15 protein-coding genes are annotated in these 13,703 nt (G+C 49.3%); 2 read left to right on the top strand and 13 right to left on the bottom strand.

Annotation, left to right across the window (positions count from 1 at the left end; all coding sequences use genetic code 11):
* Together FC83_RS08255 and FC83_RS08260 are read right to left on the bottom strand one after the other, a co-directional pair.
* Positions 1-297, bottom strand: a 297-nt coding sequence (locus tag FC83_RS08255) for a transposase (RefSeq protein ID WP_201782562.1), incomplete at its 3' end; no start/stop codon positions are given.
* A 67-nt stretch (positions 298-364) separates the two neighbouring features.
* On the bottom strand, positions 365-1,141 hold the full coding sequence (locus FC83_RS08260; RefSeq protein ID WP_035454112.1) for a DUF4931 domain-containing protein: 777 nt from the start codon (positions 1,139-1,141) through the stop codon (positions 365-367).
* A 152-nt stretch (positions 1,142-1,293) separates the two neighbouring features.
* On the opposite strand from FC83_RS08260, the gene FC83_RS08265 reads away from it, so the two are divergent.
* A complete protein-coding gene (locus tag FC83_RS08265) occupies positions 1,294-1,779 on the top strand; it encodes an HNH endonuclease (protein ID WP_035454109.1) in 486 nt (161 codons plus the stop codon).
* Here FC83_RS08265 and FC83_RS08270 read toward each other — a convergent pair.
* The 3 genes from FC83_RS08270 to FC83_RS08280 are packed head-to-tail and all read right to left on the bottom strand — an operon-like array spanning position 1,765 to position 6,400.
* The gene (locus FC83_RS08270; RefSeq protein WP_035454106.1) at positions 1,765-2,283 is read right to left on the bottom strand and encodes an O-acetyl-ADP-ribose deacetylase; all 519 of its coding nucleotides are present in this window, start codon (positions 2,281-2,283) and stop codon (positions 1,765-1,767) included. The two genes, FC83_RS08265 and FC83_RS08270, sit on opposite strands and share 15 nt — an antisense overlap.
* Before the next feature lie 33 nt (positions 2,284-2,316).
* The gene (locus FC83_RS08275) at positions 2,317-5,052 is read right to left on the bottom strand and encodes a transglycosylase domain-containing protein (RefSeq protein ID WP_235184318.1); all 2,736 of its coding nucleotides are present in this window, start codon (positions 5,050-5,052) and stop codon (positions 2,317-2,319) included.
* A gap of 16 nt (positions 5,053-5,068) precedes the next feature.
* Positions 5,069-6,400, bottom strand: a complete 1,332-nt coding sequence (locus FC83_RS08280; RefSeq protein WP_035454103.1) for a hypothetical protein — start codon at positions 6,398-6,400, stop codon at positions 5,069-5,071.
* A 79-nt stretch (positions 6,401-6,479) separates the two neighbouring features.
* On the opposite strand from FC83_RS08280, the gene FC83_RS08285 reads away from it, so the two are divergent.
* Complete coding sequence (locus FC83_RS08285; protein ID WP_035454100.1) at positions 6,480-7,415, top strand: hypothetical protein; 936 nt, start codon at positions 6,480-6,482, stop codon at positions 7,413-7,415.
* Positions 7,416-7,485: 70 nt separating this feature from the next.
* Here FC83_RS08285 and FC83_RS08290 read toward each other — a convergent pair whose 3' ends face one another.
* From FC83_RS08290 to FC83_RS08320, 8 genes are all read right to left on the bottom strand, one after another.
* The gene (locus FC83_RS08290) at positions 7,486-7,995 is read right to left on the bottom strand and encodes a shikimate kinase (RefSeq protein WP_082622580.1); all 510 of its coding nucleotides are present in this window, start codon (positions 7,993-7,995) and stop codon (positions 7,486-7,488) included.
* On the bottom strand, positions 7,992-9,080 hold the full coding sequence (locus tag FC83_RS08295; RefSeq protein ID WP_057002631.1) for a prephenate dehydrogenase: 1,089 nt from the start codon (positions 9,078-9,080) through the stop codon (positions 7,992-7,994). The genes FC83_RS08290 and FC83_RS08295 overlap by 4 nt, the downstream gene beginning before the upstream one ends.
* A 319-nt stretch (positions 9,081-9,399) precedes the next feature.
* Entirely contained in the window at positions 9,400-10,212 is an 813-nt protein-coding gene (locus FC83_RS08300) for an ABC transporter substrate-binding protein (RefSeq protein WP_236700824.1), read from the bottom strand.
* Positions 10,213-10,270: 58 nt separating this feature from the next.
* Entirely contained in the window at positions 10,271-10,477 is a 207-nt protein-coding gene (locus FC83_RS17425) for a hypothetical protein (protein ID WP_235184314.1), read from the bottom strand.
* 18 nt (positions 10,478-10,495) lie between these two features.
* Positions 10,496-11,203 carry a Rossmann-like domain-containing protein gene (locus tag FC83_RS08305; protein WP_052004804.1) on the bottom strand — a complete coding sequence of 236 codons (708 nt, stop codon included), beginning with the start codon at positions 11,201-11,203 and terminating at the stop codon, positions 10,496-10,498.
* On the bottom strand, positions 11,187-11,981 hold the full coding sequence (locus FC83_RS08310; protein ID WP_035454097.1) for an ABC transporter ATP-binding protein: 795 nt from the start codon (positions 11,979-11,981) through the stop codon (positions 11,187-11,189). The genes FC83_RS08305 and FC83_RS08310 overlap by 17 nt, the downstream gene beginning before the upstream one ends.
* Positions 11,982-13,007, bottom strand: coding sequence for a FecCD family ABC transporter permease (locus tag FC83_RS08315; protein WP_035454094.1), 1,026 nt, complete (start codon positions 13,005-13,007; stop codon positions 11,982-11,984).
* Positions 13,008-13,020: 13 nt separating this feature from the next.
* Complete coding sequence (locus FC83_RS08320; protein ID WP_035454090.1) at positions 13,021-13,584, bottom strand: nucleoside-triphosphatase; 564 nt, start codon at positions 13,582-13,584, stop codon at positions 13,021-13,023.
* Positions 13,585-13,703 lie beyond the last annotated feature (119 nt).

Raw genomic sequence — 13,703 nt, forward strand, 5'->3', positions numbered from 1 at the left:
ATCGGACAGGGTCTGTGGGCTCTTTATGCCATACTTTAAGGCACAAGCACTAACACTGATGTCATGTTCAAGGTAATACGTAACGACTTCAATCTTAAATTCTGCAGAGTAATGCTTGTTCTTATGATTGGGCCGTAAGGCTTCCTCACCACCTGCTAAACAAGTGTTTCGCCAAACACGAACTGTTTTTTTTGATATACCAAGCTCTTGAGAGACTGATAGAATGGTTCGACCTTTGTCAATTTCAGCTATTGCCCACAACATAGTCTCCAGATCGTATTTCCTTTTCCTAGGCATTAAAAATCCCTCCAGATCACACCAGAGAAGTTTTTGTTTTTCTCTGGTGCTCTCTAAAGGGATAGTATCATTGGGTTAATTTCGCCAATAACTCCTTTTTTATTGCTAACAAGCGTTGTTCATCATTTAACTGAGGAATTTTATAGCCCACAAAATAAGGCGACATCACAAAGCGGGGAATGATTTTACAAATAATTTTGCCATTGAAATCGTAGAAAAACAGATTATAGGAGTCACAAATGCCGTGGAAATAATCATTTAAGATGTATTTGATCACCACTTGGGCGGTGTCGGCTAACTTGGTGGTTTGCGCCGGGTCGGCGATAATTAGGTTAAATTCCAAGAAACCCACAATGGGATAGGTGGACAAATTCAAGGTAAATCCCGGTTCCTGAAAAACCGTTAAACCTTGGAAATTATCGGGGGTGATGTCTTGGTAACCATCTTTATGGGTTAGCCCCACGATTTGAAAATGGGGATGTTTCAAACTGCCCCCAGACATGGGGCCGAAATTCTTATACAACAGCACACTACGGTAAGCACCCGTTTCAATCAGGTTGTGCCAACATTGATTGGCGAAGGCAAAGATACTGCGGTTTTCCGCCACGCTGTAATTGGAGGCATCCCCATTGTGATTCGCTGACTCGATCAAAACCGTTTGGTAGGTGTCTTTTAGGGTGCGATACTTATTCACCAGCCAAATTTTATCCCCTTTTTGGGCTAAAATATTGGTCAAGTGGGCCGTGTCACAGAAAGGACAGTAATTATGGGGATGGCGGATATTTTCGGGTTTATGTTTGGCAATTTCCGGTTGGAAAATCAAAGGCACATTGGGATGTATCAATTTAGAACCCTCTTTTCTAGCTCGTTGGGGATGCTTTAAACCAAATTTTAGCCTGATTGAAGCCAAATTACAATTCGAATCCATACCTAGCAAGGGCTTTTATACCAAAGGCAAATATTGCTACAATAAAGGCTAAAGAGGTGACGACAACAATGACTGCTCAATTATCCCGGCAACGGGTCCAGATCTTGACCCAACCGGTTGTCCCATTAGCCTTGCATTACCTGAACCCCAGGACGATCATGGGGCCAGCTGCTTGGCAAAAGTTAAAAACGACCTATCGTCAAAAAGCCCAGCACCACTGTATGATTTGTGGTCGCTATGTGCCCCACAGACCTGGTGATTGGCTAGAATTGCACGAACAATATGCTTATGACTTTAAAAATTTGATTCAAAGCTTAACTGGCTATGTTGCCATTTGTCACGACTGTCATCTATATATCCATCAAGGTTTATTAGGCATTCAATTACAACAGGGCCGTATCACCGCCGCCAGGGCCCAGCAAATTATTGCCAAAGGGGATGCTTTACTAAAGCAATTCAACTTGCAAAAAATCACCTATCCTAGCCGCCAGCTATTTGAAAGCCCAAACTGGCAGCTGGCTTTTGGCGGCAAGCTATACTCAAGCCAAATTTAGCTTACGATAAGCTGTTTCAAAGGCCTTTTTGGTCACTGGATCAAAGGCCACTAGGCGGATCTGTTGGACAAACTGGCTGGTTTTTAAGAAATCCACCATGGCTTCCAAAGCAATGGTGGCTGCTTGGTCTAAGGGAAAGCGGTAGACGCCGGTGCTGATGGAGGGGAAATCCACGGTGGCACATTCGTGGGCTTCGGCTTCTGCCAGGCTGTGCCAATAGCTGTTATGCAACAGCTGGGCTTCATGCTGTTGCCCACCCCGCCAAATGGGGCCGGGGGTATGGATGATGTATTTAGCCGGCAAGTTAAAGCCCAGGGTGGTTTTAGCTTCGCCGGTGGGACAGCCGTTGAGCTTGCGACAAGCCTCGTCTAATTCAAGTCCGGCGGCGCGATGAATAGCGCCATCCACGCCACCACCGCCCATTAAACTGGTATTGGCGGCGTTTACGATGGCATCTACCTGACTTTTGGTAATGTCGCCTTGAATGATTTCAATGGATTTCATGATAACTAAACCTCCTTAATAGTACTGTTACGCTTATTGATCATTAGTTGCAGTATCTGTACTTGAACTTGACGCACTACTGCTGCTGGCATTTGCACTACTGCTACTAGCTTCCGCGCCATTTTCCGTAATGGTCACATCCGGGGCACTGCCCCCATAACTGCGAATTTGATTCATGATATCTAATAATTTTTCCCGCTGTTGGGCTTTATCGCTGCTGTTATTGGCATAAGCAGCCTTGGTCTTTTGTAGTTGACTATTATATTGGGTCTTCAATCCCGCTAAAATCTGGGCCTTTTGGGCATCCCGCTGGGCCTGGATCTGGGCCTTTTGCCGGTTCAAAGCCGCTTGACGCTGGTTTTCTTGGGTGAGATCCAACGTGGCCTTTTGCATGGTAAGCTGCTTTTGCAGCTGCAAAATTTCCCGGTCAAATTCCTGTTTCACCCGCATCCGCCGGACCTTTTGATTCTTATAGCGAATCTCTTGAAGCTGATCCATAAACTGGGTATATTGGCCCACGCCGGTCATCTTGCTGGCATCAAACGCCGTAATCGCTCCCCGGACAGCGGCTTCGCGCTTAGCTTCTTCCCCCTTGGTCAAATGATACACCAGGCGATAATCCAAATCCGCCAAGCGCTGCTTGTTTTTAGCCACTTGCTGTTGGATAAAATTGCTATTATCCCGCTTAATTAAATCTAACGGGGTTAATTTCTTAGATTCCTGGGTAGCTGTTAAACGGTCGCCAGCCTTCACAATGGTTTTGGGCTGGGTGAAATCTTGATTGGGCTCTTTTAATTGTTGTACCAAATAAGTCCCCACGTTCTTGAAGACGGTCATAGGTAACTGCACTTCAGCGTCACTTAAATATTCGGACACATCATGGCCCACCCAAGTGGCCACGGTGAAGTCGGGGGTCATCCCCACGAAATAAGCATCTTTGCTATTATCCGTGGTCCCGGTCTTGCCGGCGGTATAGCTGTAATTATCTAAAGCCGCGTCCTTGCCGGTTCCGTCTTTGACCACGGACTGCATGGTGTTGAGCATCATATAACTGGCATTGGCCGAATACACCGGCACCTTGGAATGGGCATTTTGGTAAACCACCTGGTGTTGGTTAGCATCGTAGATTTCAGAAACATTGGTGGGGTGAATAAAATCACCACCGCGACTAAAGCTACTATAAGCCGAAGCCATTTCCACGGTGGTCACCCCTTTGGTGAAGCCCCCGATGGCAATAATCGGGTTATCATCTTTAGGGGTCAGACCGGTAAATTCCATTTTTTCCAAATTTTTAAAATAGTCATGATTAGGATCACTGGCGGCCAGTTTGAAGGCCACGGTATTGATGGAATCCGCCAGGGCGTTGCGCAAAGTCACATTGCCCCGATAACCGTTGTACCAGTTGTGCACGTTGGCGCCGCTCACCGGGCCATCTAACATTTGACTCTGGGGCGTATACCCCCGTTGAAAAGCCGGGGCATAGGCAGTGATGGGTTTAGCAGCTGATCCCGGTTGGCGGTTAGAGGCCCAGGTCCGATTCAAATAATCTCCTTCAGTGCTGCGGCCCCCCACCACAGCTAAAATATCCCCGGTCTTATTGTCCACCACGGTGGTGGACACTTGGGGCTGGAGCTTGCCGTTGGCGTCTTTTGCGGTATAGCCGGCAAAGGCCTTGGTCACTTGGGCTTGGACCTGGTCTTGCAGGGCCTGGTCAATGGTGGTGTGAATGGTATAGCCCCCATTTAAAATCTGACCCTGATAGGTATTATAAGCCTGGGTATAAGCCTGGGCGTAGGCCGCCTGGTCCTGGTCATTTTTGAAACTGTAACGCAGTACAAAACCATGGGCCCGCATGACTTCTTCCGTGGCGTTATTAATGGCAGAATTCAAGGCATAATTACCACTGATGTCGTTATTATACGTGAAATTATGAATCTTTAACCCCAAAGGTGTGGCCAAAGCCTGCTGATATTGGGCCTTGGTGATGAGCTTTTGTTGGTGCAGCACCATCAAAACCGTGTCCCGGCGCTGTTTAGCCGCATCCGGGTGCACCAGGGGATCATAGAGGACCTGGTTATTAGGCATGCCAATTAAAAGGGCTAATTCCGGCAGGCTCAATTGGTCCTGGTTCTTGGAAAAATAATACTGCGCGGCACTGCCAATGCCATAACAGCCATGGCCCAAATATACATCATTTAAATAGAATTCCAGGAGTTGATGTTTGCTGAACTTTTTTTCCAGTTGTTGGGCCACCACCATCTCCTTGAGCTTTCTAGTGGGGGATTGGGTTTGGTCTTTTAAGACGATATTTTTCACCAACTGCTGAGTCAACGTAGACCCCCCCTGGACTTGGCGAGTGCTCACGTAAGACAAAGCCCCCCGCAGCATGCCGTAAAGGTCCACCCCATGATGTTCGTAAAACCGCTTATCCTCCACGGCTACTAACCCCCGGGTCAACAGGGGATTAATTTTGGCAAAGGGAATATAAGTGGACTGGGTGCGGGTCAGGGTTTTCATCACCTGGTTGTTGCGGTCCAGGACCGTTGTTGGTTGTTTGGGATAAAAGGTTTGCTTGGTCACCGTGCGACTGAGGGCAAAGCCATCCCCGATGGCTTGCTGAAAAGCCGGGCCCCGGGTATGCCAAAACCAGCCCACCACCAAGATCACCACCGTATACAAGGTGGCTAAGACGAGCCAAAAATTACGCCAACCCCGGCGCATTTTGGGCAGTTGGGGTGTTTTGGGCGGTTGTTTTTTGCGCTTGAACAAGATTAAATCCTCCTACTTAGATAACACAGACAACGGTCCCGGCACTGACGGTGCTGAATAAAGCACTCATGGTGCTGGCACTGATGCGGCTCACGTGATCACTGGTGACACTGCCGGGGGTCAAGAAACCGATGTTGGTGGCATTGGCCACTAATAAGGCGCTACTCAAGGCCGGTTGGTTCTTCAACCAAAATACCGGGGTGGCGGCGTTGAAATCACTGGTGGTATTATTGGGCCGCTGATCCGTGGCGGTGTTGTCGCTGTGATAGCTGCCAAAATCGCTGCTGTTGGGGTCGGTGACCACATAACCGCTGGCACTTTGAATCAAGGCCTTCACCGTGTAAGTCCCCGTGCTTAAGCCATTGCTCAATAAACTGTAACGGCTGCCGCTGGCGGTATAGCTATCCCCGCTGCGTTGGGCTAAGAACACCTGATTGGCCTGGGTATCTAACACCAAGAGCCGACTGGCATCAACCCCGGCTGCCTTTAGGGCTTTGGTTAGATCCGCATCTGAGGTTGGACTGGCACTGCTGGTACTATCCTTGGTGGTGCCGTCACTGATGGTGACCTTGGCCGGGGTGTAACTTTGGGTCAAGGGGGCATTCTTCAAATCTGCCAGGGCTTGGGCGTCAGCAGCTTGTTGCTGGGCGCTCTTTTCTTTTTGTAACTGGGAAAAAGCCGCCGTCATGGTCTGAATTGGGGTCTGCCAGCGAGCTTTGATCTGGCGATTCTTCAATAATTTATAGTACACATTGGCTTCGGCCACTTGTTCTTGGGTCAGTTGACTTTGATCTTTTTGAAAGGTCTGGTAAGCCTGGTCAATAAATTGATTACCATCTTGGGTTTGGGCAAACCAAACTTGAACCGTATCCAAACGGTTCTTCTGGCGCTGGTAAACGGTTTGATTTTTTTCCTGCAACAATGCTTGATCTAGTCGACTTAAAACCTGGGCCGACACGGTATTGCGGTAATAGGCTTTGCCGTCTAATAACTGGGCCAAGCGCTGGTCATGTTGGCGGCGCTGATTGAAATCTTTTTGAAATTGCTGGACTTGTTGGGCCACAGCCGGTCGCCACAGCCAGCCAAATAACCCCTGGGCTTGTTGTAATTGGCGCAGGGTGCCCTTAGAGGCATTGGTCTTGAGAAAACGTTGGGCATCCGCCGTTTCATATTGGGCCTGGACTTTTTGGGCGGTATTGTGATTAAACAGCCACCAGCCGCTTAGGCCCAGGGCCACCACCACCAATAAAATGCTAAGGGTGAGGCCGATCCGCCGTTTACGCCGGCGGATCACCAGTTTGCGCTGGGCCGTTTGTTGCTGTCTGGAATTGTGGGAATTAGAAGACATATTGAAATGAGCTCACTTTCCAGTGTTTTTTGCTATACTAAGAAGCATACAACTATATTACGTGACTTCGAGGTTTATTTTGAAGAAAAAACATAAACGTCTCATCATATTAAGTACTGTCTTTATTATTGTAGCGTTATGCGGGCTTTTCGGCTACTTTTTTCGCCAACCCCTGGCCGAAAATACCCAGCATTTCCTAACCCAGCAAACGATCCCCTTCCATTTGGTAGTAGATCCTAAGCAAGAACAACACCGCCTCACCATCCCCGCCGTGGATTTGAGCGTGTCCCAAATGGATGATGTGCAAAAAAATGCCCTAGGGGTGGTGACTAAATTAAACCAAGACTTTGCCACCAGCCAACAAAACTTTGACTTCTTAACGGCCAAGCAAACCCAACAATTAAAGCAATGGGTCCACGATAAACCCCACCAGTATATCGCCAACTTCACCCCCGTGGCCTTTGGGAAAAATGCCCAGGGGGATTACGTGCTGCTCAGCGCCAACCGCTATGAAGACAGCAAGCGCATCAAGTCCTACCGTTATCGGGTTTTTTATGACAAAAATTTAGCCCCTATCCGGGAGAAGACCCAATATGTGGCCACCACCAGCCACACGGCGCCCCCCAAATTTGTCTTTGAAAACGTCCCCGTGGGTCAAGATGGGGTGTCCACGGCCATGAACTATTTGGAACGGCTTAAAAACAGTTTGGGGAAAAGCAGTACCTTTAACGGGGGGAATGCCAGTAGTGCCCAATTTCGGGGGCTGGCCACGGAATTGAATTTGGATACGAAGAGCGGGGCGGCTCTAGCGGCTTATTTAAAGGCCAGCGATACGGATTTTAAGAACACCGTGATCACAGGCTACGAATTAACGGACCAACCGCGACTCACCCGCTTCTTTTTAGTGTCCGGCACCAACCAACATCCTAAAACTTTCACCTTGACCTATGACCGCACCCAAGCCGGCTTCACCCAATTTCGGGTGGGCCGGATCAGTGCTGATCGGCAAATTTAACCCAACCAAAAACCTCAGCTACCCCAAAACAGTGCGTGCTGCTTTGGATCAGCTGAGGTTTTATTTGTAGTTATTTAACTTGGATTTCATCTAAAATGCCGCCCATGACTTCTAGGGGAGATAGGTTAGCGGTGGTTAAGACCAAATCACTGACTTCGTGATAGAACAGTTCCCGTTCTGCCGCTAAAGCGGTGAACCCGGAGAGGTCCAAGCTATTGGCGATGGGGCGATTCTCATCTTGATAGACCCGCTGATATAATACTTCCGGGTCAGCTTTTAAGTACACCACCGGGGCCCCGGCGGCTTTTAACAGGGCCCGATTTTGGGCTTGGGTCACGATGCCACCGCCCGTGGAGACGATCACGTCTTGGTCCAAAGCTTGGGCTAAGGCTTCAGTCTCCCGGCGACGAAAACCGGCTTCGCCCTCCGCCGCGAAAATATCAGGAATGGGCCGACCGGCGATTTCTACAATGGCCTGGTCTAAATCCGTAAACCTGAATCCGGTATTTTGAGCCAATAACTGCCCTACTGTGGTTTTGCCTGCACCCATGAAACCTACTAAAACTAACCGTGCCATCATGAAGCCACCGCCTTTTGTCCTAAGAGTTCTGTTGCCTGTTGTAAATCATGTTGATTGCTAAAGGTCAATTGGAGCACGCCATTGATGTCATCCCGGGTCTCCAAAATTTGAATGTTAATAATATTAATCTCTGCTTGGGCCAACTTCGTGGTAATGGCCGCAATGGAACCTGTTTTATCCGGAATATTCACATGGAGGTCGAAGAACCCCGGCAAGGTGCCGGTGCGCTTGGTGGCCTCAATGTGTTCTCGGGTGACTTTGGCCTGGGCGAAAAAGTCGAAGAACGCCGGGGTGTCCCCAGCGGCGATATGGGCTTCTAAGGCCTTTAGTTGGGCTTCGTAGCTGGCCAACACCGCTAAGATTTCCGTCTTGTTGGTGGTCAAAATATCCGCCCACATGGTGGGGTCACTGGAGGCGATCCGGGTCATATCCCGGAAACCCCCGGCGGCCAGGCGCACCATGTCCGGACAATCCTTGAAATCTTCATGGGTGGTATTCACCAAACTAGCCGCTAGAATATGGGGCACATGGCTCAACAAAGCCACGATGTGGTCGTGTTGCTGGGGCGCCAGGACCAAGAATTTGGCGTTAGTGACTTGTAACAGTTCTTTTAAGGTGGTCAATGCGGTTTCTGGGGTATTGGCCCCGGGGACCAGTAGGTAAAAGGCGCTTCTAAACAAGTCCCAGTTGGCCGCTTGCACCCCGGATTTGTGGGAACCGGCCATGGGATGCCCGCCGATAAAGGTGATGCCTTTGTCCGTGAGCTGTTGGGCCGCTTGGCAGATAGCCGTTTTCGTACTGCCGGTATCGGTGATGATCACCTCTGATTTTAAAGGCAAGGTGGCCAATAGGTCAATACTGGCTTCAACGGCGGTCACCGGCGTGGCCAAAATAATCACATCGGCACGGGGGGCGTCGGTGGTGAGACTAAGACCGATTTCATCGATAATGCCCCGTTGTTTGGCTTGTCTTAAATTCACTGGATTTTGGTCCAGGCCGATAACGGTCACACCGGGCTGAAACTTGGCCAGTGCATAGGCGATGGAACCTCCAATTAAACCTAAGCCATTAATTAAAACACGCATCCTTGAACACCCTCTCTTGATTATTTTTTAGAAACAAAAAGCCCGATTGCCATCAGCAATCGGGACGTCTTTAACGCGGTACCACCCAATATTCAGTGGCTTTAAACCACTGCACTTTGTCATTTTAAAATTGAAACGGCGTAATTCATCGCCCAACGCTGCTTGGTTTGCACCCACCACCAATTCTCTGAACTCACACGTTGAGGACTACTAAATCATTAGATTAGAATGAGAATATCATGATGAATGACCTTTGTCAACGTTAATTTTTGATTATGAAGCGCCAATTGCCTCAAATTCAGCCCAAATCAGGCACTCTTCAGCGGGTGCTGTGATCTAAAACTTGTTGCAACCGGGCCTTGGTCAAATCAATATGCCAGAACAGTTTGTAATAAGCTTTGACATTTTTTTGGATGTCTAATTTGTAGACGTCGGGATAAATCAAATTCCCCAACCACTGAATCCCCATGATGCGGTTCACACTTGGCGGGAAGCCTAAGAAATTATAGGGCACCGTGGGCACTTTATAAACCCGGTTCTTTTGCACCGCGGTCAATTGCTGCCAGCTAGGATCGGTTTTGATGGTTTGATAAACCGCATCACTTTCAGCGATGATGTATTCTGGTTGCCACTGCATTAACTGTTCGATGGAAACTGTGGTGCCATTGCCTTGGGAAGCAATCTGCACGTCTTTGACCACGTTGGTCACCCCAATGGTGTCAAAGATTTGGGAATGAAAAGACCCTTGGGCATTGGTATTCAAACCGGCCTTGCCACTGGCGTAATACACCGTGGCTTTTTTGTCACCAATCTTTTGCCGGGCAGCTTTGGCCTGGGCCAACACCTTGGTACAATAATCCGCCAGGGCTTGATTGGCCTTTTTGTTGCCGGTGAGTTCTCCAAGTTTTTGGTATGTAGCGGGTAGATGGTCTAAGTTAGCTTCGATAAAAACGGTCGGTATCTTTAATTGTTGTTGCAACTTATCCATATCTTCTTTTTCAGAGCCCTTCTTTTCGCCGATATCCACGATAACCTGGGGATCAGCGGCGCTCAAGGCTTCCATGTTCAAATTAGAGCTCTTGCCATAAAATTGGCCAAACTTCGGTAAATCTTGGTATTTTTTCGGGATCATATTAGCCGCTTCACTGGGGAAGTCCCCGGCGATCCCCACCAATTTATCCGGGGTGCTACTATAAAGGACCAGATGGAGCGATCTTAGTGATTTTTTGGGGCAGTTTCACCTTGCGGCCCACGGAATCGGTGAAGGTCCGCTGGGTAGTGGCGGTGGTGCTGGCCTTAGAAGACGTACTTTGGGAATTGCTCTTCTGGCCCCCACAACCGGCTAACAACAACATTAAACTCCCTAAAATCAATAGGGCAAAACTTTTCTTTTTCATGCTTATCCTCCTCAAAAATTAAGTTCTATCTGCGGCCAAGCCCACCACCAACGGCGTGCCGTGGTCTCGGGGTTGGTCCACCTCCTTAGGAAGGTCTTGATACACAACCCCCGCTAATTTTGAAATCCCATGATCTAACAAACTTGCCGCTAGCGGCGTGCTGCCCCCCACCAACACCACTTCTGCCTGTTGGGCCAGTTCCAGCAAACGGGGCAGAGTCTTATTCACCAAGGTGGACCCGGTGATCAACACCGCGTTCATTTCCGGCAATAAGAATTCCGTGGCACTGGCGGGATAATCCCCCGGCCGCGGGTTCAGTTCAAAAACGGTTAAGCGCTGGGCCAACTTGGGATACTTATCCACATAATAAAAATGGCCAATGGTGGCCACCTTTGCCGGTTGGTCCTGGTAATCCGCAAACACATCGTGCTGGCCTAACACGTTCAACCTAGCATCTTGACGCAGGTCGGCTTGATTTAAATAGCTGTTGATGGCTGCCAAGCCGATACTGGCCCGTTGAAAATCCCAACTTTTGATTTCTGCAGCCACGGTTTTTAAATCCTGCCCCACCCAAGGGGTCAAATCGGTGTCCCAGGGTTGAAACAACATGGCCGTGCCCACCCCGGTATCACTTTTCAGATATAGCCGGCGCTGACGATGGCCGATTTGCTGCACCCGCAAGCCCGTGGGAATTTGTGCAATGAGTTCATCATAAATTTGCCACATGGGGTAGTCCTCCCTTCTTCGCCAAACAAAATTGAATTTCCTCCCCATCTACTGTTACTTGAAAAACCTGGACGGGCATGCCATAGAGTGCCGATAAACGGGCACTGGTGAGAATTTCCTTAGGCGCCCCACTGCTTAAATGGCCAGACTCTAACAATAGGATTTGGTCCGCATAGCGCAGGGCCTGATTGGGATCATGAGTGGACTGGAGGATCAACAAGCCCTGTTGAGTCAACTGGCGGATCATCTCCAGGACCAAGGTCTGGTTGCCAAAATCTAAGTTGGCACAGGGTTCATCCATGATGATCACCCGGCTATTTTGGGCCAGGGACCGGGCAATGGTCACCAATTGCTGCTCCCCACCACTGATTTGGGAAAAGGGCATATCCTGCAAATGGGCGATGCCCAGGCGGTTTAAAGCCGCTTTAGCTTGGGCGACTTCTTTGGGGCCAGGCTGTTGGAAAGTTTTCAATTTGGCTGTCGTCCCCAACAACACCATTTCAAACACCGTGAAGTCCACCGGCACCTCATGATTTTGGGGGATATAAGCAATTTTTTGGGCCAATTGGATCCGAGACAGCGCCTTGGTGGGCTGATCATTGATCAAGACTTGGCCGCTATAGGCAATCGTGTTCAAAATCGTCCGGAACAAGGTGGTTTTCCCCGCCCCGTTTTGCCCCAATAGACACACGGACTGGCCAAAATCCAAGTTGAAACTGATATTTTTTAAAACTTGTTTTTTACCGAAATGCACCGAAACATCTTTTAACGTTAGCATCTAATAACCTCCCGTGGGTCGATTATTTTGGGCGATCAAGATCAAAAAGACCGGGGCCCCCACCACTGACGTTAATATCCCAATGGGAATTTCGCTGGTGGTCAATAAGCGGGCAAAGTCATCCACGATCAATAAGAACAACCCGCCTCCCAAGGCCGTGGCCCACATGGTATAACGGTAGTTATTGCCTAACAATAACCGGGCGAAGTGGGGCACTACCAGGCCCACCCAGCCAATCATGCCGCTGACCGATACCGCCGTGGCCGTGACTAACGTGGCGCACACGATGAGGATCGAGCGCAGGACGGTCACGTTGATGCCTAAACTCAGGGCTTCTTCGTTGCCCAGGGCAACCACATTTAAGCGCCAGCGCAGCAGCATAATCGGCAACATCCCCCCGATCAACAGGGGGGTGGCGTAGTACACATCTTGCATTTTTATGCCGGACAGGCTGCCCATGAGCCAATAGGTGATAGCCGGCAGGGTGTTGGTGGGGTCACCGATGAGCTTTAAAAACGACACCGCCGAGGAAAACAGGGCGCTGACGATCATACCAATGAGGATCATGTTGAGCCGGGAGCGGTTGCCGGGGATGATCCGGTTCAAAAACAGCACCACGCTCACCGCCAGTAAGCCGAAAACAAAGGACCAACTCACCACAATTTCGTAGGATTGTTGTAAAAACAACCCTAATGCGGCCCCAAACGCGGCCCCTTGGGAGGCCCCCAAAATATCCTGGGACACCATGGGGTTTTGAAATAACGCCTGATAAGTGGCCCCGGCCACTGAGGTCCCGGCCCCAATCAAAACAGCCAGGATAATTCGCGGCCAGCGCACGTTCATTAAAATAGTTTGAATGCGCATGGTCGCTGGCGTGGTGGTGCCCTTGAAAAAGCCAGAAATGGCCTCTAGATATTGGTGAAAGGCAATGGGATATTTCCCCAAGTAGCCAGAAATCAACACCCCAAGCCCTAAAGCCAGGGTGAGGCCCAATAATACCCAGCGCCGTTTGCGTGTATTGCCCATAGTCGGTGTCCTTTCATACGTCTAAAAATACTTGGATCGTTTGCCGGATCTGTTCTTGATTCACCGCCACGGGCAATACCCGCCCTTGTTGTGCGGCAATGGCCTGTAACAGCTGCTGCCGTTGGGCGGTCACGTCAAAGTGTTGTTGGCGTTGTTGCCGCTGGTAGTTCCCCTCGGCTTTAAAAACGCCAATGATGGTCAAATCCTTTAAAAATAAAGCCTGCAGGGCCTGCATAAATTCTGGGACCAACAACTCGATACCGCCAATCTCATCCAACAAGACCACGTCCTTGGGCTGACAATCCTGCAGCAAAGCCACCCCAAATTCGGCAAACACCTGGGGGTTGATGTGGGCGGGATGTACCCGGCGGTCGATAAAAATATGAGCCGGATCCACCGGCTGAGGCACTTGTAATTGACTAGCTGCACACAATTCAAACCCGAGATTAGTCCCAGCTTGCTGGATTTCCCGGGCAAAGAAACCCTTCATATTCAGTTTGGCTGCTCGGGCGACCTCATAGATCAAGGTGGATTTCCCCACGTTAGAAGCCCCGGTTAGAAATAAAATATTCGCCATTTATCTCACCTACATTATAAAAGCGTTTCCAAAAAATGCTCACAACAACACAATTACACTGATACCATAGTTTAATTCTATCATGGCAGGAAACTAAAACAAATATTTTTGCTATAAAA

Origin of the sequence: Agrilactobacillus composti DSM 18527 = JCM 14202 (assembly GCF_001436375.1) — a bacterium.
Taxonomy (GTDB): Bacteria; Bacillota; Bacilli; order Lactobacillales; family Lactobacillaceae; genus Agrilactobacillus; species Agrilactobacillus composti.

What these genes read in the sequence shown, in the direction of transcription:
- FC83_RS08265 (WP_035454109.1), top strand. Translation starts at nt 1,294, where the DNA reads ATGACTGCTCAATTATCCCGGCAACGGGTCCAGATCTTGACCCAACCG.
- FC83_RS08270 (WP_035454106.1), bottom strand. Translation starts at nt 2,283, where the DNA reads ATGAAATCCATTGAAATCATTCAAGGCGACATTACCAAAAGTCAGGTA.
- FC83_RS08280 (WP_035454103.1), bottom strand. Translation starts at nt 6,400, where the DNA reads ATGTCTTCTAATTCCCACAATTCCAGACAGCAACAAACGGCCCAGCGC.
- FC83_RS08290 (WP_082622580.1), bottom strand. Translation starts at nt 7,995, where the DNA reads ATGATGGCACGGTTAGTTTTAGTAGGTTTCATGGGTGCAGGCAAAACC.
- FC83_RS08295 (WP_057002631.1), bottom strand. Translation starts at nt 9,080, where the DNA reads ATGCGTGTTTTAATTAATGGCTTAGGTTTAATTGGAGGTTCCATCGCC.
- FC83_RS08300 (WP_236700824.1), bottom strand. Translation starts at nt 10,212, where the DNA reads ATGATCCCGAAAAAATACCAAGATTTACCGAAGTTTGGCCAATTTTAT.
- FC83_RS17425 (WP_235184314.1), bottom strand. Translation starts at nt 10,477, where the DNA reads ATGAAAAAGAAAAGTTTTGCCCTATTGATTTTAGGGAGTTTAATGTTG.
- FC83_RS08305 (WP_052004804.1), bottom strand. Translation starts at nt 11,203, where the DNA reads ATGTGGCAAATTTATGATGAACTCATTGCACAAATTCCCACGGGCTTG.
- FC83_RS08310 (WP_035454097.1), bottom strand. Translation starts at nt 11,981, where the DNA reads ATGCTAACGTTAAAAGATGTTTCGGTGCATTTCGGTAAAAAACAAGTT.
- FC83_RS08315 (WP_035454094.1), bottom strand. Translation starts at nt 13,007, where the DNA reads ATGGGCAATACACGCAAACGGCGCTGGGTATTATTGGGCCTCACCCTG.
- FC83_RS08320 (WP_035454090.1), bottom strand. Translation starts at nt 13,584, where the DNA reads ATGGCGAATATTTTATTTCTAACCGGGGCTTCTAACGTGGGGAAATCC.